The 19655-nt window shown below is 39.2% G+C and carries 16 protein-coding genes; 13 read left to right on the top strand and 3 right to left on the bottom strand.

From position 1 onward, the window contains the following. The first annotated feature begins 6 nt into the window (after positions 1-6). From CD33_RS12060 to ssuD, 9 genes are all read left to right on the top strand, one after another. A complete protein-coding gene (locus CD33_RS12060) occupies positions 7-2583 on the top strand; it encodes a polynucleotide kinase-phosphatase (RefSeq protein WP_036201278.1) in 2577 nt (858 codons plus the stop codon). Positions 2584-3326: 743 nt separating this feature from the next. Continuing rightward, positions 3327-4571: an acyl-CoA dehydrogenase family protein gene (locus CD33_RS12055; RefSeq protein ID WP_052130196.1), complete on the top strand. Its 1245-nt coding sequence runs from the start codon at positions 3327-3329 to the stop codon at positions 4569-4571. A gap of 114 nt (positions 4572-4685) precedes the next feature. Further along, the gene (locus tag CD33_RS12050) at positions 4686-5945 is read left to right on the top strand and encodes an acyl-CoA dehydrogenase family protein (RefSeq protein ID WP_052130195.1); all 1260 of its coding nucleotides are present in this window, start codon (positions 4686-4688) and stop codon (positions 5943-5945) included. 36 nt (positions 5946-5981) lie between these two features. Then, a complete protein-coding gene (locus CD33_RS12045) occupies positions 5982-7001 on the top strand; it encodes a methionine ABC transporter ATP-binding protein (RefSeq protein ID WP_036201105.1) in 1020 nt (339 codons plus the stop codon). Further along, positions 6998-7660 (top strand): methionine ABC transporter permease, encoded by a 663-nt coding sequence (locus CD33_RS12040; RefSeq protein ID WP_036201103.1) that lies wholly within the window; start codon positions 6998-7000, stop codon positions 7658-7660. Before CD33_RS12045 ends, CD33_RS12040 begins: the two co-directional genes overlap by 4 nt. 35 nt (positions 7661-7695) lie before the next feature. After that, the gene (locus CD33_RS12035) at positions 7696-8610 is read left to right on the top strand and encodes a MetQ/NlpA family ABC transporter substrate-binding protein (protein WP_036201102.1); all 915 of its coding nucleotides are present in this window, start codon (positions 7696-7698) and stop codon (positions 8608-8610) included. A 79-nt stretch (positions 8611-8689) separates the two neighbouring features. Beyond that, positions 8690-10081: an LLM class flavin-dependent oxidoreductase gene (locus tag CD33_RS12030; protein ID WP_036201100.1), complete on the top strand. Its 1392-nt coding sequence runs from the start codon at positions 8690-8692 to the stop codon at positions 10079-10081. A gap of 35 nt (positions 10082-10116) precedes the next feature. Beyond that, a complete protein-coding gene (locus CD33_RS12025) occupies positions 10117-11112 on the top strand; it encodes an aldo/keto reductase (protein WP_036201098.1) in 996 nt (331 codons plus the stop codon). Between the two features lie 109 nt (positions 11113-11221). Continuing rightward, positions 11222-12355 (top strand): FMNH2-dependent alkanesulfonate monooxygenase, encoded by a 1134-nt coding sequence (ssuD, locus tag CD33_RS12020; RefSeq protein ID WP_036201097.1) that lies wholly within the window; start codon positions 11222-11224, stop codon positions 12353-12355. A gap of 64 nt (positions 12356-12419) precedes the next feature. Here ssuD and cysC read toward each other — a convergent pair whose 3' ends face one another. The 3 genes from cysC to CD33_RS12000 form a co-directional block, all read right to left on the bottom strand. Continuing rightward, positions 12420-13016 carry an adenylyl-sulfate kinase gene (gene cysC, locus CD33_RS12015; RefSeq protein WP_036201095.1) on the bottom strand — a complete coding sequence of 199 codons (597 nt, stop codon included), beginning with the start codon at positions 13014-13016 and terminating at the stop codon, positions 12420-12422. 15 nt (positions 13017-13031) lie between these two features. Next, the gene (gene sat / locus CD33_RS12010; RefSeq protein WP_036201093.1) at positions 13032-14171 is read right to left on the bottom strand and encodes a sulfate adenylyltransferase; all 1140 of its coding nucleotides are present in this window, start codon (positions 14169-14171) and stop codon (positions 13032-13034) included. 429 nt (positions 14172-14600) lie between these two features. Beyond that, a complete protein-coding gene (locus CD33_RS12000) occupies positions 14601-15302 on the bottom strand; it encodes a phosphoadenylyl-sulfate reductase (RefSeq protein ID WP_036201091.1) in 702 nt (233 codons plus the stop codon). Between the two features lie 388 nt (positions 15303-15690). On the opposite strand from CD33_RS12000, the gene CD33_RS11995 reads away from it, so the two are divergent. The 4 genes from CD33_RS11995 to CD33_RS11980 all read left to right on the top strand — a co-directional run bounded on the left by CD33_RS11995 (position 15691) and on the right by CD33_RS11980 (position 19642). Continuing rightward, entirely contained in the window at positions 15691-16716 is a 1026-nt protein-coding gene (locus CD33_RS11995; protein ID WP_036201090.1) for a sulfate ABC transporter substrate-binding protein, read from the top strand. Positions 16717-16828: 112 nt separating this feature from the next. Then, entirely contained in the window at positions 16829-17665 is an 837-nt protein-coding gene (cysT, locus tag CD33_RS11990) for a sulfate ABC transporter permease subunit CysT (protein WP_036201089.1), read from the top strand. Positions 17666-17752: 87 nt separating this feature from the next. Beyond that, positions 17753-18559 carry a sulfate ABC transporter permease subunit CysW gene (cysW, locus tag CD33_RS11985; protein WP_235863285.1) on the top strand — a complete coding sequence of 269 codons (807 nt, stop codon included), beginning with the start codon at positions 17753-17755 and terminating at the stop codon, positions 18557-18559. A gap of 12 nt (positions 18560-18571) precedes the next feature. After that, positions 18572-19642: a sulfate/molybdate ABC transporter ATP-binding protein gene (locus CD33_RS11980; protein WP_036201087.1), complete on the top strand. Its 1071-nt coding sequence runs from the start codon at positions 18572-18574 to the stop codon at positions 19640-19642. Positions 19643-19655: the final 13 nt, after the last annotated feature.

The raw sequence follows: 19655 nt of genomic DNA, 5'->3' as shown, positions 1-19655 counted from the left end.
AAGATTATGTTGCCATATGCAGGGATTATTTTACTAATAGGTCCGTCAAATAGTGGAAAATCCACATTACTGAAACAGCTGGTTGATACAGGTCAAGTACTATCTTCGGAAATAATAAGCTCGGACGAATATCGAGTGCGGGTGAGTGATGTTGAGTTTATTGATTGGTCCCACAGATGGAAGGATGTCTCGGAAAGTTTATATGATGAATATCAACGAATCTCTGCTGAGGCCTTCTCATTAATGGAAGCGACAATCGAAGCGAGATGCAGGCTTAACAAAATTACATTTGTTGATGCAACACATTTGTATCCCGATGATCGTAAAAGGTATATAGAGCTTGCCAAAAAACATCACGTCGCCGTGATGTCCCTTGTCCTGGATGTTGATGAGGAGGTATTACTCTCACGCGATAAAAACCGGATTAATCCACGAGGGAAAAAACGAATTAAGCAGCAGTATCAGGTGTTTAAAAGGGAGAAACGTTTTATCAAAAAAGAAGGTTACTCAGCAACATATTTCATCACAGATACGGACGAGGTAGAAGTGACGAGAGCAAACAGCAATCCAGTGCATCTGGAAGTTGATAATGGGATCGATATTATCGGCGATATTCATGGCTGTTATGATGAAATGATTCAGTTGCTTGAACAATTAGGTTATGAAAAAAATGCGCAAGAACTTTATGTCCACCCTGATGGAAGGAAGTTCCTATCCCTTGGCGATATTATGAGCAGAGGTCCAGAATCATTGAAGACAATGTTGTTCTTTTTGCGTCATGTGAAAGAAAACCAGGCCTATATGGTCGACAGCAATCATGCGTCGAAGATTGCTCGGTGGTTGGAAGGTAACAATGTTACTTTAAATCACGGGGACGAACTTGTTGCCCAGGAGTTTGAACAATATGAGCATACAAATGAACTTGCTCAGTTGAAGGAACAGTTAAAGGAGTTTCTTTTAAACGCTCCTTCTCATTATGTTTTAACAAAGAATGGGATCCCTACGTTGGTTTGTACCCATGCTGGAATTAAAGATGAGTTTATTGGAAAACAATCTGATGTTATTAGCGATTACTGCCGTTACGGCGACCACGAAGGATTGGATGACACGGGCAGACCAATTCGGAAGGACTGGACAATTCATCATAAGACAAGCTTATTAGTTGTATGGGGACATGACCCTAAGCCGAAGTCGCTAATAATCAACAATACAATTAATATCGATCAAGGGGTCGTTTTTGGAGGAGAGTTGACCGCTTTCCGTTACCCGGAAAAGAAATTTGTAGCAGTTCAAGCTAAAGAAGATTACTCAAAAGGACAATATAACCCTTTGATTGAGTTAAAAAAGAAAAGGCTGGACCCACCAAACATTGCTAAATTTAATGATGGGTTTTCGGTCTTAACAGGTGAACTGGGGAAAGTCAAAATTTCAAAACAATATGCACTTGCCTCTATCGATTCTGTATCTCACCATACTATCCCCATCGAGGAAGTGGTATACATTCCACCCACGATGAGCCCAACTCCAACAACTTCTTCATTGGAAGGTTATTTGGAGCACCCAAAAGAAGCTATTGATTACTACCGAAATATGGGAATTGAACGGATGGTTGCCCAAAAGAAACATATGGGCAGCAGGGGAATCTTGTTTTTATTTAAAGATACTAAGGCAGGTCGGAAATATGTTGGTCGTGAAACCCTGGGAGTGATTTATACACGAACAGGCAGAAGGTTTTTCGATATTGAAACAGAGGAAAAAGTACTTGAAAGAATAAACCAAAGCTTAGCTGGCAGTGATTATTTTAATAAATATCGTACGGAATTCATTCTCTTGGATGCTGAAATTATGCCGTGGAATCTAAAAGCTAAAGAACTCATTAGCAGTCAATATGCCCATGTAGCAGAAAATGCAATTTTAGATCGCAGCAAACTTAAAGGAAAGATAGGAAATGCTGTAGAAAACAATGTGGATTTGGCTCGATGGCTGAAAGAATACGATGAGAAGCTTACAAACGCCTTTGTTTTCAAGGAAGTATTCCAAAAATACTGCTGGGAAATTTATGAAATCGATCAGATTCAAATTGCCCCATTCCATTTACTCGCCCATAGCCACGAAACCTACTTCCATAAGCCACATACTTGGCATATGGAGATGAACAAGGAATTTGCTTTAATGGATAATCTCTTTGTTGAAACGGAATATATGGTTATTGATGATGAAGCCAGTGAAGAAAAGGTCATCAAGTGGTGGAATGATATGACGGGTGATGGTCATGAGGGAATCGTGATAAAACCAGAGACATTCATTTCAAAATCGAATGGGAGGCTTATACAACCAGCCATCAAAGTCAGAGGCAGAAAATACCTTCATATTATCTATGGCATGGATTACCTGGAACCGGAGAACTTAAAGAGGCTAAAAAAACGCAATGTTGGTAAAAAGCAGAAGCATGCATTAAAAGAGTTCGCTTTGGGAGTTGAAGGGATTGAGCGGCTTGTGAACGGGGAATCCATTGAAAGAGTTCATGAATGTGTACTTGGGACCCTTGCGATGGAGTCAGATCCGGTTGATCCGAGATTATAGTAAACTTTAATTGGCAAATACAATGGGAAATAGTTGAGTTTATTCACCGGAAGCACTTCTCTAAACTTAACATTTATTAAAAAGACTTCCTAAAATACCCGGGAAGTCTTTTTATAGTATAAAATAGCCGGACATAAAGCAATTCAAAATGTATTGAAATTCCTCAGTTCAAAATGGCAATACTGTCCAAATTGGGTATAAAAATAAAACATATAATTCTTATAAAAATAGTTGACTTTAATTGGATGTTATTGTAAATTTATTTTAAGAAAATTACTTGCTAACTAGTCTCCTAGAAGCAAGTAGCTTGTGTAACGATTACAGTTAAATACTTAAGAAGTCAACTATACCTTTAGAGACTCCTATCTTAATTAGATAGGGGTCTTTTTTGTACAGTTAAAAATGAACACTCGGAGGAGCTGCATTGGCTCCTAGAAAAATAGAGGCTTCTTATACAAAGCTAAAAGAGCTCCATTGCCTTATCAAGAATTAATCGCTGATAACTGTTGGAAACGAGCATGATGCAATGATCCATATACAAAAATCCCCCAATTTTGTAATTAAGTATAGAAATTGCCCCCCAATTCTATGCATGTCAATTGCATCATGCTCGGTTCTAATAGCTCTAAGTATGAATGGATAATTAATCAAATACTAAAAGACCGATTAGTCCACTAAAGGTCCCTTCTTCTTTTTTAGAAGCAGGGACCTTATTGTTTATTAATCCTAGGGAGGAAGAAGTCATGGTCAATTTTGAACAAAGTAAAGGTGAAATTGACAGAGTAACGGAATCGCTCAGTCAGTTAAGTAAGATAGATTCTCCTGATTTTGAGTTTTTGCTTTCTTTAATAGCGCGAGATGCATGGGAGCGTCGTAATACAAATAGTGAATACGGTCCACACAAAGCAATGAAGCTAATACGAGAATCGCGTCTAGGATCAATATTACTGCCCATTGAGTTTGGAGGGATTGGGGTGAGTATTCGAGATTTGTTTTATGTTGTGGTTAAACTGGCTGAGGCAGATCCGGATGTTGCCCATATACTCAGGTCTCATTACCGTCGTGTAGAACAATTAGTGCGTGAAGGTGTTGAAGAAGGAGAAAATAGAAAGCTGATTCAATATGTTGCAGACGGCTTAATTTTTGGAAGTGCATTTACCGAAATTTCGTCACATCATGTTGGGAAATTAGTTTTTGATACGACGATTACAGAAGATGATGATGTTTATCGATTGAATGGGACCAAGTATTTTACAACAGGTACTTTGTATGCCGACTTGGTTACTGTAGCAGCTTCAACATTGGATGGGGAAGTGATTTCAGCAACAATTCCAACAAATCGCAATGGTGTCATCATAGAAGATGATTGGGATGGTATAGGACAAAAGTACACAGCAAGTGGCACAACCCGATTTCTTAATGTATTGGTTCACAAAGAAGAAATAGACACAACAAAAAAGAATAAAACACCCTTTAATTCCTTTGCACAGCTTTATTTACAGGCTGTAATCGCTGGGATACTCCGTAGTGTATTAACTGATGCTTCGAACTTAGTGAAGAATCGAAAGCGAACTTTTAGCTTTGCAGCTGCTGAGCTTCCGAAAGAAGACCCACAGTTATTACAAGTAATCGGAGAAATATCAAGTATTGCATACACTGCTGAGACACTTGTCCTTACAGCAGCAGAAGCAATAGATAACGCTTCAAAATCAGCCATAAATGGTGTTATTGACTATGATCTTAGCCATCATGCTTCTTTGTTGACTGCTCAAGCAAAAGTAATAATTGATGCATTAGCTCTAAAAGCTTCCACACTTTTGTTTGATGTGGGAGGAGCATCAGCAACAAAACAGTCGGTACATCTTGACCGGCATTGGCGAAATATACGGACACTCGCATCTCATAATCCAGCTGCTTATAAAGCTCGTGCTATTGGCGACTATATCGTTAATGGTAAAAAACTGCCTTTAGATGAAGTATATTTTTAAGGTTGTGCTTTCGCTTGAGAGAAATCGAAAAATCATTTTGATATAACCAACTAAACTAAGAGGGAAAGATTGTTTAAGGAAACCGGCAGATAGATTATATAGAGGTGAAAAATCGTGGGGTCAAAGAAAACCAAGGCAGCAACTAACAGTTCTAGAGAAGAACTGGATTTAAGCGAAGTTAGTAGGCCGATTAACATTGATTCTTCTGACTTTGAAAAGATAGTAAACGAAATTGCTCGTGATGAGAAAGAAAGGCGAAAAGGGGAAACGAGAAAAAATCCTTACTATGCGATTAAGTTGATTAAGGAAAGTGGTCTAGGTGCAATTCAGTTGCCAAAGAAATATGGCGGGAATAATGCAAGTGTCCGGGATTTATTGTATGTTGTAATGCGTTTGGCTGAGGCAGATCCAGACGTGGCTCATATTCTTAGATTTCACTATAGTTTTGTGGAGCGACTCTTACGAGAAACAAATAGACAAACAGATAATAATAAACTGCTAGAAAAGATAGCAGCTGGCGTAATTATTGGGAATGCCTATACAGAGATCAATAACCGAAATGTTGGCGGACAAAATCTATTTGACACAACTTTAACGCCGGATGAAGACGGCTATCGGTTGAAGGGGACAAAGTATTTTTGTACCGGTACGCTATATGCTGATTTGGTTGCCGTATTGGCATCCAATCTTGATGGGACGCCCGTTTCTCTACTTATACCAACAAATCGGGAAGGGGTCATTATAGAGGATGATTGGGATGGCATAGGACAAAAGCTTACTGGAAGCGGTACTACCCACTTTCAAAATGTATTTGTTCAAAAAGAAGAAGTGAAGAAATTGTCAGACAATTCAACGCGATTTAGTTCTCTGCTACAGCTCTATTTGCACGGAATCATTGCTGGCATTCTTCGAAGTGTTGTTTCTGATGGGGCTAATATAGTGAAAAGCCGAAAACGGACTTTTAGCTTTGCAGCAGCCAAACTTCCAAGAGAGGATCCACAGTTGCTGCAAACTTTAGGGGAGATTTCCAGTATTGCATTTACTGCTGAATCACTGATTTATGTGGCTGCAGATGCAATTGATAGGGCATCTAAATCAGCAGTAAACGGTGTAGTTAATTATAGCTTGAGCCACCATGCGTCGCTTTTAGCTGCTCAAACGAAAGTAGTAGTAGATGAACTGGCACTGAAAGCATCCACATTACTATTCGATGTGGGAGGAGCATCAGCAACAAAGCAATCAGCTCACTTGGATCGCCATTGGAGAAATATCCGTACATTAGCTTCACATAACCCAACAATCTATAAAGCACGTATTATTGGCGATTATAGAGTAAATGGCAAGGATTTGCCATTGCAGAAAGGATATCTCTAAACAACTTGCTTGGTAAGGAAGGAAAGGAGGACAAAGATGATAAAGCTGGAGAACGTAAGTAAAACCTTTGAATATAAAGGTAAAAAAGTTGCAGCAGTAAAAGATGTTTCCCTCCACATCAATAAAGGAGATATTTTCGGCATTATCGGCTTTAGTGGTGCCGGAAAAAGTACTTTGGTTAGATTAGTAAATTTGCTGGAAAAACCAACGAGTGGAGAAATTACTGTAAACGACCATCCCTTAAACTCAATTTCTTCTAGGCAATTACGACAGTTAAGAAGAAAAATTGGAATGATTTTTCAATCCTTTAATTTGTTTAATTCACGAACAGTGTTTGGAAATGTTGCCTATCCCTTAAAACTTGAGAATTGGCCCAAAGAGGAAATTAACCGCAGAGTAACAGAGCTGTTGCGCTTTGTTGGTCTTGAAGATAAAGCTGACAAGTACCCTGAGCAACTATCAGGGGGCCAAAAGCAAAGAGTTGGCATTGCCCGGGCATTAGCAACATCGCCGGATATCCTTTTATGTGATGAAGCTACATCCGCATTAGACCCGGAGACAACTGGTGAAATCTTAAATTTATTGAAAAAAGTAAATGAAGAATATAAAATTACGATTTTATTAATTACTCATGAAATGAACGTGATTCGTAGTATTTGCAACCGGGTTGCTGTTATGGAGAATGGGCGTGTGATTGAAGAGGGCGAAGTATATAACGTTTTCTCGGATCCCCGGGAAAACACCACCAAAAATTTTATCAGTACGGTATTAAATGATAGATTATCTCCGCATTTAATTGAAAAGCTAAAGAAAAAGCAACCGACTAAGTTTTATAGAATTATATTTTCAGGTGAAGCAACGAGTGAACCAATTCTATCAGAAATAACGAGTAAACATAATATTAAATTCAATATTATTTATGGCAGCATTCATGAACTCCAAAATCAGTTGTTTGGAAATTTGATAGTTGAATTTCTAGGTGATGATCCCGTCGTGGAGGTAGTGTTAAATGAATTAAGGATGGTATTGGATGTTAAGGAGGTTGAACTGGCGTGAAGGTTGATTGGAGTACGTTTTGGCCAAGAATAATTGAAGCAACGGGCGAAACAATCACGATGGTTATTCTGACTTTGATATTTGCTAGTATTATAGGGGTTGTTATGGGCCTATTGCTCTTTGTGTCGCGCAAAGGCAATATATTGGAAAATAAAATAATCTCAATCAGTTTAAATGTGTTGATTAATGTTATAAGACCGATACCTTTTATCATCTTCTTGGTAGCGATTAGTCCGCTTACACGAATGATTATGGGGACTACAATTGGGACATTTGCGGCCGTTTTCCCTATGACGATAGCAGCTTCTTTTGCTATTGCAAGAGTAGTGGAGAATAATCTAATCTCTATTGATCCCGGAATTATTGAGGCTTCTAAAGCAATGGGGGCATCTCCTTTCCAAATCATTTTTGGGGTTCTGATACCAGAAGCGTTAGGCCCTTTAATTTTGGGATTAACATTTATTACTGTAGGACTCATTGATTTTTCAGCAATGGCAGGAACCGTTGGTGGTGGAGGCCTTGGAGATTTGTCTATGACATATGGTTATCAGCGTTTTGATACTTCCGTCATGATTGTAACCGTTGTTATACTTATTCTTCTTGTTCAAATCTCGCAGTTCTTAGGGAATCTATTATCAAGAGTATTTTTACGTAGATAAATTACACTTTTAATATTATGAGGAGGAAAGTATATATGAAAAATCGATTATTAATTTTATTTTTATCCATTATAGTGGTTGGTATTTTATCAGCTTGCAACAGTAGCGTTGAATCTGCTTCGAATACGGCTAGCAAACAAGAAGGAACCAAAGAAGAACCTGTAACAGTAAAAGTTGGGGTTACAGGCTCGGACGGACAATATTGGGAAATTATTAAGGAAAAGGCGTTAGAAAAAAACATCCATGTTGAACTGGTTGAATTCTCGGATTATATCCTTCCAAATACTGCACTAGTCAATGGTGAAGTGGATATCAACTCGTTTCAGCATTTAGCATTTTTAAGTCAATTTATAGTGGAGAACGATGCGGATATTGTACCAATTGGTTCGACAGTAGTTGCTCCATTAGGATTATATTCTGAAAAGTATAAAGAAGTCTCTGAAATCCCTGATGGCTCCAAAATTGCTGTACCTAATGATCCCGCCAATTTAGGGAGAGGTTTAAAGGTTCTTCAACAAGCAGGATTGATTGAATTAACGGAAGATGTGGGTCTTTATCCGATAGTGAAGGATATCATCAATAATCCAAAAAATCTAGAGATTGTAGAAGTTGTTGCACAACAAACCCCTCGAGTATTGCCGGATGTCGCTGCTTCTATTATTAATGGCGGGATTGCCGGTCAAGCTGGATACGAGCTGTCTGAGGCTATCTTCCATGATGACCCGAATAGTCCAGATACTCGTCCATATGTGAATGTTTTTGCAACTCTAGGCAAGAACAAGGATAATGAAGCATTTAAAACAATTTCTGATTTATATTTGACAGAAGAGGTTGCAAAGGCGGTAGAAGAGGATACAAAAGGGGCAAGTATTGTAACGGAAGTGGAGGTATCGGAGCTGCAAAAGGAATTGGATATTTTGGTTGAAAACATTAAACAAGAAAATCGATAAGCCTGAGAATGAAAGTTCTGTGAATTACTGAGAATTAATCCATCATAATTTTTCACTGTTTGAGAAGGGAGTGAACAGTTTGGCAAAACAACTAATTTTAAATCTATTTGATATGGCAGGTGCTATGCATAATTCTCATGGGTTATGGAAGCACCCTCAAAATAAACGTCATCTTGTCTATAATGATTTAAACTATTGGATCGAGTTAGGGAAGCTACTAGAAAAAGGAAAGTTTGATAGTATCTTTTTTGCAGATGTGGCAGGTGTGTATGACGTATATCAAAATAGCAAGGATCCTGCTGTTAGGGATGGGGTTCAAGTACCTATGAATGATCCAGCATTTGTTGTACCTGCAATGGCTGCTGTTACAGAACATTTATCTTTTATTGTTACTGTTAGTACTTCTTATGAACATCCGTTTTCAAATGCAAGACGTTTTTCAACCTTGGATCATTTTACAAAAGGGCGAGTTGGGTGGAATATTGTTACATCCTATTTACCGAATGCTGCACAGAACTATGGGCAAAAAGAGATGATTAAGCACGATCAACGTTATGAAATTGCAGATGAATTTCTGGAAGTTTCTTATAAGCTTTGGGAAAGCAGCTGGGAGAATAATGCGTTTATCGGAGATACGGAAATCGGGATATTATTTGACCCAAAGAAGGTGCATGAGATAAACCATAACGGGACATTTTTCAGTGTAAAGGGCCCACATTTAACGTATCCCTCTAAACAACGGACACCGATTATTTTTCAGGCAGGGACATCTGAAAGAGGAAGAGATTTCTCGGCGAAGCATGCTGAATGCGTGTTTGTAAGCGGGGCGACCACTGAAAAATTAAAATTTTATATTGATGATATAAAAGAAAGAGCCAAAAAATACGGTCGAAATCCCGACAACATCAAAACGTTTACTTTTTTAAATATAGTTGTCGCAGAAACAACGGAAGAAGCGGAAAACAAATTTGAACAATATCGTCATTTTTGGAGCAGTGAAGCAGCTAAAGCCCAATTTGGAGGATCAAGTGGATATGATCTAGCAAAGTATACGGATAAGGATGCACCATTCGAATACCAGCATACTGAACATGGCCAAACTCGTGCAGCATCCTTAACGAAGGATGCACCAAAAAAATTAACAGTTCAAGAAGTATTGAATAAGTTTGAAACCATTGATAGAGACCATGTTCTTGTAGGAAATCCATCTGAAGTAGCGGATGCGATTCAATATCAATTTGAAGCAACGGGAATTGATGGGTTTAATCTTGCTCATTTCGTAACACCTGCCAATATTGAAGAATTTATAAATCTAGTTGTGCCGGAGCTTCAAAAGAGAGGGATTTATAAAGAAAACTATACAGAAGGAACGCTAAGGGAAAAGTTATTTGGAACAGGACGAAATTTATTGCCCAATGATCATATCGGTGCAAAATATCGAAACGCATATTCAACTAAACTCAATAGTTAATGCCAGGCTTATTTCTGAATTGATTGGAGGTAATGATGGAATTTAATACGGTTGGAAAGACAGGGATCCATGTCTCGAATCTCTGTTTTGGGACTATGTCATTTGGTGGTATTGCGGATGAAGAGACATCAATTGCAATGTATAAACAATGCCGAGAAGCAGGATTGAACTTTTTTGATACTGCAAATGTATATAACGGTGGCCAATCCGAAGAAATTTTAGGGAAATGTATTTCTGGCCATAGAAATGAAGTTGTTTTAACGTCAAAAGCTGGGCTTCCTACCGAAAAAGATTTAAACAGTGGCGGACTTTCCAAAAGAAATCTTACTTTAGCAATCGAACAAAGTTTAAAAAGATTAGGTACAGATCGCATTGAATTCTACTTTGTTCACCTTTTTGATGAATATACGGATATCGAGGAAGTGGTTAGAACGCTGGATGATTTGCAAAAACAAGGGAAAATATTATACCCGGCAGTGAGTAACTGGGCAGCTTGGCAAATAGCTAAAGCTTTAGGTATTTCTGATAGGGAACTTCTTGCACGATTCGAATTGATACAACCGATGTATAATCTTGTAAAGCGTCAAGCGGAAGTTGAAATTTTTCCATTAGCCCATTCTGAACAGTTAGGTGTGGTTACTTATAGTCCTCTTGGTGGGGGGCTACTAAGCGGAAAATATGGTAGTAAGCAAAAGAAAGCAGAGCAAGGTAGATTGAAGGAACAAAAAAATTATGAACAAAGATATGGGGTTACTTCTTATTACGAAATTGCAGATCAATTTACTGAGTTAGCTTCGCAATGGGGTTATCATCCTGCTTCACTTGCAGTTTCATGGGTATTAAATCATCCAGATATAACTGCTCCGATTATAGGGGCCCGAAATCCTGAACAACTTGCATTATCAATTGATGGAACTGAGATCTCTCTGAGTCGTGCACAAAGGGACCAAATTACAGCATTAACGATTGAACCTCCTTTAGCAACGGATCACTCTTCAAAAGAAGAACTATTTAAAAAATATAAAAAGTAATGATTGCTCTCTTTATGGGTTATCTTCTTCAAATTGACAGTTATACTGGACAATTTTTAAATAATATATCAGTACGTGGATGAACGGCATACGCTTAGGAGGAAATGTTATGGAAATTTTTTGGTTTATTCCAACCAATGGTGACTTTCGACAGTTGAATGCAAATGAGGGAACACGTTCAGCAACCTTGAATTACTGCAAACAAATTGCACAAGCTGTAGATGATTTAGGCTATACAGGGGTTTTAATCCCTACAGGCAAAACGTGTGAAGAAGGTTTTATTGTTGCTTCAACATTGGTGCCAGTGACAGAAAATCTAAAATATTTAGTTGCAGTACGACCAGGTTTGATGTCGCCAAGTTTTGCTGCAAGAATGTCGGCAACATTAGACCGCTTTTCAAACGGTCGCTTACTTGTTAATGTCGTAGCAGGAGGGGATCCTGTAGAACTTGCTGGAGAAGGTGTGTTTTTAAATCATGATGATCGGTATAAACTGACGGATGAATTTCTAACAATTTGGCGTCAATTATTTACTGAACAAGAAGTCGATCATGAAGGTGATTATTTAAAAATAGAAGGAGGGCAGTTACCATATCCTTCAGTCCAACATCCTTATCCAACACTTTATTTCGGTGGATCCTCACCGGCTGCCATGAGTGTCGCCGCAGAGCATATCGATGTTTATTTAACATGGGGAGAGCCCCCTGCACAAGTAGAGAAAAAGATTAAAGAAGTTCGTAAGCTTGCTGAAGCACAAGGACGTAAGGTGAAATTCGGCATTCGTTTACATGTAATCGTACGCCCGACAGAAGAAGAAGCATGGGAAGCGGCAAATAAGTTGATAGAGCATGTGGATGATGAAACAATTGCAAATGCCCAGAAGGTATTTAGCCGGATGGATTCGGAAGGGCAGCGTTTAATGACGGATCTGCATAAGGGCGATAAGTCAAAGTTAGAGGTAAGTCCAAATCTTTGGGCCGGGGTAGGTCTGGTTCGAACAGGGGCGGGGACAGCGCTTGTTGGTGACCCATCCATAGTTGCAGAACGAATAAAGGAATATGCGGACCTTGGTATTGAAACCTTTATCTTATCCGGTTATCCTCATTTAGAAGAAGCATACACGACAGCAGAATTATTATTTCCTAAACTACCAATCAAAAGAAAAGTGACCGCAAATCACCAAGTATTTCTTAGTCCATTTGGTGGGGATATAAAACCATCTGCTAATTCGCTAAAAAATTAGATTTAAACTAAAAGCTGTTAAATGAGTTTATACAACTCATTTAACAGCTTGATTCGATAAGAAATTATTTAATATAATTTTTCGAAGATAGGATTTGAATTAATTGTTGTGCGCATTCTTCAATAGAAAAATTCTCGCTATCAACAACGATTTCCGGATTCTCCGGTGCTTCATACGGAGCACTGATTCCTGTAAAGTTTTTGATTTCTTCATTTCTCGCTTTTTTGTAAAGACCTTTTGGATCTCTTCGTTCACACTCTTCAACAGAGCACTTTACATAAACTTCTATGAATTCTCCCTCTGCAACTAATGCACGAACCGTATCACGATCTTCCTGATAAGGGGAGATGAAAGCCGTTAAGACGATTTGACCGCTCTCAACAAAAAGCTTGGATACTTCACCGATTCTGCGGATGTTTTCCTTTCGGGAGTTTTCATCAAAACCTAAGTCTTTATTTAATCCGTGACGGATATTATCTCCATCCAATACGAAGGTTTGGTTGCCTCTTTCAAATAGTTCTTGTGCCAATGCGTTCGCAATGGAGGATTTTCCTGAAGCGGATAGTCCGGTGAACCAAAGAATAAAGCTATGATGGTTGTTTTTGTCTCTTCTTTCGGTTTTACTGATGGAGGCATCATGCCATACAATATTTGAACTCAAAGTTTCCACCTCTTTTTATGAATGAACTTCTTTTCGCAGTCCGTTGATTAATACTTCAATAACTTCTTTTCTGCTGAATGTGCTTGGTGGGATTTCACCGTTTCTTAGCATTTCACGCACTTTTGTTCCTGATAAAATGATACGGTAAGACGCATCGTGCGGGCATGTTTTTGTTGTCGCCATTCCTTCGCATGCAGTGCAATAGAAGCTATGCTCGAATTTCAAAGGAGTAATGCCGATTTCCTCAGGCTCAAAATTTTCGAAAATTTTCTGCGCGTCATATGTGCCATAGTAATCACCAACTCCAGCATGGTCGCGACCAACGATAAAGTGTGTGCACCCATAGTTTTTGCGGACAAGTGCATGGAAAATAGCCTCTCTTGGACCTGCATAGCGCATCGCAGCAAGGAATACGCCGAGTTGAACACGTTCTTTTGGATAGTATCGATCAAGTAATATTTTATAGCTTTCCATACGAATTTCTGCTGAAATATCATCTGATTTTGTTTCACCAACCAACGGGTTTAAGAAGAGACCATCCACCGTTTCCAGCGCCACTTTTTGGATATACTCATGTGCGCGGTGAACAGGGTTACGTGTTTGGAAACCAACAATTGTTTTCCAGCCTTTTTCCTCAAAGATGGCTCTTGTTTCAGAAGGCTCAAAACTGTAAGCTGGAAATTGTTTTTGTGACTTTTTAATTAAAGTTGTTTTCCCACCGACATAAACTGATGGGCGATCAAATAATTTCTTGACTCCAGGATGGTTTAAGTCATCTGTTCCATAAACTAAACGTGCTTCAATTTGTTTATCAGGTGTATAGATATCGTTAACTTCTAACAGTCCATATAGTTCGTCGTTGTAGGTCAACTTTACTTTTTCGCCAATTTCCAACGATGCCGATACTTCTTCGGTAACGGGAAGTGCGATTGGAATGCTCCAAACAATTCCGGAGGCCAGGCGCATATTTTGGACGACATTTTCATAATCTTCTTTCCCTAAAAATCCATCAATCGGGCTGTATGCACCAATGCCGATTAATTCAAGATCGCTTAATGCGATTGCATCCAGTTGAATTTCCTTTTCAATGTTTTCCAAGGGTGCATTCGGGTTGAAGTTTTGAACTAATTTTCCTCCGTGTGGTTGTAAGCTCATTTGTTGATTCCTCCTAATCTAGTTTTGAAAAGTTATAATAGAAATGGGATTAATTTTTGAAAGTTAAGTCATGTCCAGCTGCAGGTGCTAGCTCCTGGGGCAACTTCAAAATCGCCTGCAAGGACAAAGAGCGTCCTTTGGTCGATTTCTCCAGTTGCTGGGGCTCACACGATGTGAGTCATGTCGACGATGCAACAGGACGTTGCGTTTTCGTCGACGCGGAGCTTGGCAAGCACCTTTCGCTTTTCATTGTCCAGCTGCAGGTGCTAGCTCCTGGCGCAACTTCAAAATCGCCTGCAAGGACAAAGAGCGTCCTTTGGTCGATTTCTCCAGTTGCTGGGGCTCACACGATGTGAGTCATGTCGACGATGCAACAGGACGTTGCGTTTTCGTCGACGCGGAGCTGGGCGAGCACCTTTCGCTTTTCTTTTAATCGTGTAAGCCACATTCAGTTTTGTTTGAACCCGACCATCTACCAGAACGCAAATCATCCATTGTGAAAGCTGGTTTAGTACAATGCGAGCAGCCGATACTTGGATATCCTTGGTCATGAAGAGGATTGTAAGTTAAATTGTTCTTGCTGACATAACGCCAAACATCTTTCCAAGTCCAGTGAACCAAAGGACAGATTTTGACAGACTCAAATTTGTTATCCTTATTGATAAACTCAGTATTTTTCCGTGTTTCCGATTGGTCGCGGCGTAATCCGGAAATCCAAGCCTTCGAACCGCTTAAAGTCTCTCGAAGTGGTGTTAGCTTTCTGATTTCGCAGCATTTGTTTGGATTCGTTTTCCAAAGTTCTTCGCCAAATTGTTGTGCTTGTTCCTCTAAAGTGAGGGCGGGTTTCTTTAGTTCAATTTGCAGGCCGGGGTAGTTCTCTTTCACTTTTTGGATTGTTTCGTAGGTTTCCTTAAAATGTACATCGGTATCTAAAAAGATGATTTTGGCATCTGGCTTCACCTTGGATATTAAATCGATCAGCACGATCCCTTCAATACCGAAACTGCATGCGTACACCACTTCATCACCATAATGGGAGTAGGCCCACTGCAAAACATTTAAAGCCCCTTTATGGGCTTCATCCACTTCAAATTGAACTGCTGATTCGTTCCAGCTAGTGTAAGTTAGCATCCATGTACCTCCTTAAATAAAATGAGACGTTTCAATAAAACCACAAAAATCCGGTTATATTAAAACGCCTCTAGTGTGTCTAGTCAGCCATATTATTCAAAATCTAAGGCAATCAATTTCCAAAGACTGTATATCTTTGAATTAAAGTATACTATTTTTGTAGAAATAGTCAAATTAAATTTTCAATTGCATAAATTTTTAAAAAACAATTAATTCCTTGTTGACTAATGGGATAAATTGGATTAATGTAATTTTCAAGATGAATCGCACACTTAGTTTGAGTGTGTATAACAGTATATGTACCGATCAGACACACTGAAGGTTGCACAATTTCCTTTTCGAAGGGAGCGATGCAACCTTTTATTTTTTCCAAAGGGGGAATTTGAAGATGAAAAGAAGGAAGAAATCCGTATTATTACCTGGTGTATTTACCGCTGTTTTACTTTTAGCAGCTTGTGGCGATGATCCACTGGAAAGCAGCGAGGGGAAAGCGGAGATCTTAAATGTTTCGTATGATCCTACACGTGAACTATATGTAGAGTTTAACAAAGCATTCGCCAATCATTGGAAAGAACAAACGGGTCAAGATGTAACATTCCAGCAATCACACGGTGGATCGGGTAAACAAGGCCGTGCTGTCATCGATGGACTTGAAGCAGATGTAGTAACTCTGGCGCTAGCTTACGATATTGATGAAATGGCTCATACACGTCAATTATTAAATGAAGATTGGCAGACAGAATTTGAACATAATTCATCTCCTTATACCTCCACGATGGTGTTTCTAGTTCGCAAAGGAAATCCTAAAGGAATTAAAGACTGGGATGATTTGGTTAGGGATGAAGTATCGGTGATTACACCAAATCCCAAAACAAGTGGAGGGGCCCGCTGGAATTATCTAGCTGCATGGGGCTATGCCGATAAAAAATTCAATGGCGATGAAGAACAAATTAAATCCTTTATGAAGCAATTATTTGGCAATGTGGAAGTTCTGGATTCAGGTGCCCGTGGTTCAACAACTACATTTGTTGAACGGGAAATCGGCGACGTATTAATCGCCTGGGAAAATGAAGCTTATCTTTCTATAAATGAATTAGGTGTGGATGAGTTTGAAATCGTAACACCTTCTTTAAGCATTTTAGCGGAGCCTCCTGTAGCGGTGGTAGACAAAGTGGTTGATAAAAAAGGTACGCGGGAAGTGGCGGAAAGTTATTTGGAGTACTTATATTCCGATGAAGGACAGGAGATTGCAGCAAAAAATTACTACCGGCCTCGAAATGAAGAAATTTTAAAGAAATATAGTGATCAATTTCAATCTTTGGATTTAATTACTATAGAAGATTTTGGCGGGTGGCAAGAAGCGCAAAAAACACATTTTGCAGATGGTGGTACGTTTGACGAGATTTATCAGTAGTGAAAGAGCGGTGTATCAATCCTGGTCATAGATGAAGGAGGCTTTTCCATTTATAGCCTCCTATCATACGAAATTAATTGAAATGAATCTATAAAGCATAAAGGAGGTACATATGGAACTTACTTTAAAGAAGCGCAAAAAGAATACAATTATACCTGGTTTCACGATGACACTTGGTTACACAATGCTCTATTTAAGCATTATTGTGTTGCTTCCGCTATCAATGGTATTCTTTAATACTTTTTCAATGAGCTGGAGCGAGTTTTGGCAAACCATTGCACATCCACGTGCAGTGGCATCCTATAAGTTAAGTTTTGGAACTGCACTTGCTGCCGGTGTGATCAATGTCATTTTCGGAACGATAATCGCGTGGGTATTAGTGCGCTATCAATTCCCTGGAAAGCGGATAGTGGATGGATTAGTAGATCTTCCATTTGCTTTGCCAACAGCAGTTGCAGGTATCGCCCTTGCCACTTTGTATTCGCCAAATGGCTGGGTTGGACAGTTTTTTGATTTTAAAATTGCTTTTACACCACTTGGAATTATTATTGCTCTAACTTTCATTGGTTTGCCTTTTGTTGTGAGAACTGTACAGCCGGTGCTGCAAAACCTTGGCAGCGAGATTGAAGAAGCATCTGCAAGCCTTGGAGCAACACGGCTTCAAACATTCGCGAAAGTTATTATCCCGGAGCTGCTGCCTGCTATTATTACCGGGTTTTCATTGGCATTTGCTCGTTCACTCGGCGAATATGGATCGGTGGTATTTATTGCGGGGAATATGCCGATGAAAACCGAAATTACGCCATTAATTATTATGACGAAACTGGAACAATACGATTATGTTGGGGCTACCGCCATTGCGACAGTGATGCTTGTTGCATCCTTTATCTTATTGTTGTTGATCAACATCATTCAATGGTATACAAATCGTAAATTTAGTCTGCAATAAGGGGGGGGGATCGCTATGACAAAACCTTTAAATGTTGAACATGATTCCCCTTCAATAGCGGGGCATGGTGCGACAAAGTCATATGCTATGCAGGAATCAATGATTGTTAAATGGTCATTAATTGCGATATCACTTGTTTTTCTGGCACTATTTTTAATCTTGCCCTTGGTTTCCATATTTGTGACGGCCTTGGAAAAAGGGTGGGCAACATATGTAGCCTCCATTACAGATCCAGATGCCTTGGCAGCAATTAAACTAACATTGACGGTAGTATTAATTGTAGTACCTTTAAACGCAATATTTGGGATCGTGGCAGCATGGGCCATTACGAAGTTCTCTTTTAAAGGCAAAAACGTACTTATTACACTAATAGATTTACCATTTGCCGTCTCGCCGGTTATCGCCGGTTTAGTTTTTATCTTGCTATTTGGTGCACAAGGTTTATTTGGGGAATGGCTATTCCAAAATGATATTAAAATAGTTTTTGCATTACCAGGCATTGTCATCGCAACGATGTTCGTAACATTTCCTTTCGTTGCCAGAGAACTGATTCCGTTAATGCAGATGCAGGGTATAACGGAGGAAGAGGCATCGATTTCTCTAGGTGCAAGTGGATGGAAAACTTTTTTCTTGGTTACCTTGCCAAATATTAAATGGGGATTATTGTACGGATTGATTTTATGCAATGCGCGTACAATCGGAGAATTTGGGGCGGTCTCTGTAGTATCGGGGCATATTCGCGGAATGACCAATACAATGCCATTGCATATTGAAATTTTATATAACGAATATCAATTTACAGCCGCTTTTGCAGTTGCCTCACTCATGTCCATATTGGCTATCATTACGATCATAATTAAAAACTTTATTGAGTGGAAAGCAAAAGACGAATAGGGAGGTTTACAAATGAGTATTCAGATTCAAAATGTTTCAAGGGCTTTCGGCACTTTTCAGGCGCTTAAGGATATTTCCATTGATATCGAATCGGGGGAGCTGATTGCACTTTTAGGTCCATCGGGCTCCGGAAAGACGACCCTATTACGTATTTTAGCAGGACTGGAAGGACTGGATGAAGGGGCTATTCTTTTCGATGGTCAAAATATTACGAATGTTAGTCCGAAAGAAAGAGGAGTCGGATTTGTATTCCAACATTATGCGCTCTTTAGGCATATGACGGTATTTGATAATGTGGCATATGGTTTGAAGGTACGGCCCCGAAAAACTCGCCCTTCAAAAGATGAGATAAACAAGAAAGTAAGAGATCTTTTGGCACTCGTAAAATTAGATAATTTTGCAGATCGTTATCCCGCCCAACTTTCCGGTGGTCAACGTCAACGTGTCGCATTGGCTCGTGCATTGGCGGTGGAACCCAAAGTATTATTATTAGATGAGCCGTTTGGCGCTTTGGATGCAAAGGTTCGAAAAGAGCTCCGTCGTTGGCTGCGCAAACTGCATAATGAATTCCATGTTACGAGCATTTTTGTAACACATGACCAAGAAGAAGCACTGGATGTCGCCAACCGAATTATCGTAATGAATAATGGGAAGATTGAGCAGGTTGGCACCCCGGAAGAAGTTTATGAGCATCCGAATAGTCCTTTTGTGTATGATTTCTTGGGGAATGTAAATTTATTCAGGGGACGATTGCATAAAGGGAAACTTACTCAAGGTCAATTCGAGATTGATGTTCCGACCTATTTAGATTCCCATTATGAAGTTGTTGGATACGTTCGGCCACATGATATACAAATTGAAAAAAATCAGCTCAATAATGAAAGTGTTGCTGCAAAAATTGTGCACATCCATATGGTTGGACCGGTTGTACAAATTGAATTAAAACGTGAAGATGTTGATGAGTATCTAGAAGCTGAAATACCAAAAGAACATTATAAAAAATTGGGGATAAAAAATGGGGACACAGTCTTTATTAAACCAAAACAATTGAAAGTGTTTGTTCCCGAGGATTTTTCAATATAAAATGCCCACAATT

It is taken from the genome of Ureibacillus sinduriensis BLB-1 = JCM 15800 (genome assembly GCF_000772955.1).
Taxonomy (GTDB): domain Bacteria; phylum Bacillota; class Bacilli; order Bacillales_A; family Planococcaceae; genus Ureibacillus; species Ureibacillus sinduriensis.
Note: the sequence above shows the minus strand (reverse complement) of the source record. Positions and strands in the feature narration are given on the sequence as shown.